The sequence below is a fragment of the Kitasatospora sp. NPDC029367 genome (assembly GCF_055569135.1).
This window is the reverse complement of record NZ_JBVHYH010000158.1, coordinates 1-2719: the sequence shown is the minus strand read 5'-3', so window position 1 is coordinate 2719 and position 2719 is coordinate 1. Positions and strand designations below refer to the sequence as shown.

Genomic DNA, 2719 nt, shown 5'->3' with positions numbered 1-2719 from the left:
CAGCCTTCGGCCGGGAGGTGCCCCCATCCTCCGCCTTGCGATGCACGCACCCTGACGCCGCGGTCTGGTCCGACCTGATCCACAAGACACGCCCTAGACGGGTAGCAGGCGGGCGATCAGTTCGCCGAGGCGGCGGGCGTTGCGGCAGGAGTGCATCTCCACCACGTCGGCGTACGCCGGGGCGGCGGAGTCGCCGGTGGTCCAGAGGTCGGGGCGTTCGGGGTTGAGCCAGATGACCCGGCGGGCGCGGGCGGCGATCCGGCGCAGCGCCTCCGGGTTGGGGTCGCGGTAGTTGTTGCGGGCGTCGCCGAGGACGAGCACGCAGGTGCGGGGGCCGACGGCGGCCAGGTGGTGGTCGGCGAACTCACCCAGGGCGGAGCCGTAGTCGCTGTTGCCGTGGTAGCCCATCACCCCGGCCTCGGCGAGGATGCGGGCGGCCAGCCGGGCCGGGTCGCCCTCGCCCCGCCGCAGCAGGTCGGTGACCTCGGCGGTGCGGTTGACGAAGGCGAACACCCGGACCTTGCTGAACTGTTCGCCCATCGCCTGCACCAGCAGCATGGTGAAGTCGGCGAAGCCGGCCACCGAGCCGGAGACGTCGCACAGCAGCACCAGCTCCGGCCGGGCCGGGCGGCGCAGCCGGTACGCCGGGCGCAGCGGCACCCCGCCGGTGCCGAGCGAGCGGCGCAGGGTGCGGCGCAGGTCGATCCGCCCGCGGGCGGCGCGGCGGCGCCGGGCGGCCAGCCGGGTGGCCAGCTTGCGGGCCAACGGGTGGACGGTGCGGCGCAGTTCGGCGAGCTGGTCGCGGCCGGCGGCCAGGAAGTCGATCCGGTCGACGGTGGGGGCGACGGCGCGTTCCGCGATCCGTTCGGCGCCGCGCAGTTCGGCGACCCGGCGGCGGGCCTCGGCGGAGACCAGGGCGCGGAAGTCCCGGATCCGGCGGCGGATCTCGTCGGCGAGGACGCGGTCGGAGAGGTCGCGGTCGGAGCGGTCGGAGCGGTCGTCCGGGCCCTGGTCCCGCAGGCCGGCGAGGATCCGGGCGAGCAGGGTCTCGGGGGCCAGCCGGCCGAGCGCCTGGTGGGCGGACCAGCCGTCCGAGCCGGGCGTGCTGCCGGTGCCGTACCGGCCGAAGGCCTCGATGACCTCGCCGGCCAGCCGGGCCTGGGCGGCCCGGTCGTCGGCGGCCAGGGCGGCGGCGAGGCGCTCGCGCAAGCGGTCGCGGAGCGGGTCGGGGCGGCCGAAGCGCGGCGGCTCCGGGGCCTCCGGCGTGGATCCGGCTGCGGCTTCGGCCGTGGGTTCGGTGCCGCGCAGGGCCTCGGGGGTGCCGACACCGAGCGGGAAGAACAGGTCGAAGACGGCGTCGAAGACCGCCCGTTGGCCGTCCGAGCGCAGCAGGGCGGCGGCCAGTCCGGCCCGCAGCTGCTCCCGGTCGGCGAAGCCGAGCACGTCGAGCACGGCGGCGGCGTCCACGGTCTCGGCCGGGCCGATCCGCAGGCCGTGCCCGCGCAGGGCGCGGACCAGTCCGGTCAGCCGGCCTGCGGTGTCGGTGGCCCCCGGGGCGGTCACGCGAGGGTGAGCTTCCGGGTGGCCTTGCGGACGTCGTCCTGGTGCTTGAGGATCACCCCGAGGGTGTCCCGGACGACCGCGTCGTCCAGGGTGTCCGCGCCGAGCGCCAGCAGGGTGCGGGCCCAGTCGATGGTCTCGGCGACCGAGGGGGCCTTGCGCAGGTCCATCGCGCGCAGCGCGCCGACCACCCGGACCAGCGATTCGGCCAGCGTCGCGTCCAGCCCAGGGACCTTGAGCCGGACGATCCGGCGCTCCAACTCGGCGTCCGGGTAGTCGAGGTGGAGGAACAGACAGCGGCGGCGCAGCGCCTCGGAGAGCTCGCGGGTGGCGTTGGAGGTGAGCAGGACGAAGGGGCGGCGGGTCGCGGTGATGGTGCCGAGTTCGGGGACGGTCACCTGGAAGTCGCTGAGCACCTCCAACAGCAGCGCCTCCACCTCGACGTCGGCCTTGTCCATCTCGTCGATCAGCAGGACGGTGGGCTCCTCGCCGCGGATGGCGGTGAGCAGCGGGCGGGTGAGCAGGAACTCCTCGCCGAAGATGTCGCCGCGGGCCTCCTCCCAGCCCTCGTCGCGGCCGGCGGTGATCCGCAGCAGCTGCTTGGCGTGGTTCCACTCGTAGAGTGCGCGGGCCTCGTCGATGCCCTCGTAGCACTGCAGCCGTACCAGTCGGGCCGCGCCCAGTTCGGCGACGGCCTTGGCGAGTTCGGTCTTGCCGACTCCGGCGGGGCCCTCGACCAGCAGTGGCTTGCCGAGCCGGTCGGCCAGGAAGACGGTGGTGGCCACGGCGGTGGAGGCGAGGTAGCCGGTCGCGGCGAGCCGCTCGGCGGTGTCCGCGACCGAGGTGAAGAAGCCCGTGCCGGTGGTGTTGCCGTCGCTGCTGCCGTTGGTCATCCGACCCGCCCCGTTCCGGTCCGCCGCGCCCGTCCCGTCGGGGCCCGCGCAGCGCCACCTTACCGGCCGGTCACTTGCTTGTCCCGGGGGTTGTCCGGGGGTTGTCCGGGGGGTGTCCGGGGGGTGTCCGGGGGGTGACCGGGGGTCGGTGGAGGGGGGGGGGGGGGGGGGGGGGTTGGTGGGGGGGGGGGGGGGGGGGTCTTTTTTCTTTGGGTGTGTTTTGTTCTAGGGGGGGGGGGGTTTTGCCCCGCCCCTCTCTTCCCTGG

2 protein-coding genes are annotated in these 2719 nt (G+C 75.1%); both read right to left on the bottom strand.

From position 1 onward, the window contains the following. Positions 1–93 precede the first annotated feature (93 nt). A complete protein-coding gene (locus ACZ4W5_RS37925) occupies positions 94–1563 on the bottom strand; it encodes a VWA domain-containing protein (RefSeq protein ID WP_465659806.1) in 1470 nt (489 codons plus the stop codon). Further along, positions 1560–2453: an AAA family ATPase gene (locus ACZ4W5_RS37920; RefSeq protein ID WP_360230504.1), complete on the bottom strand. Its 894-nt coding sequence runs from the start codon at positions 2451–2453 to the stop codon at positions 1560–1562. Before ACZ4W5_RS37920 ends, ACZ4W5_RS37925 begins: the two co-directional genes overlap by 4 nt. Positions 2454–2719: the final 266 nt, after the last annotated feature.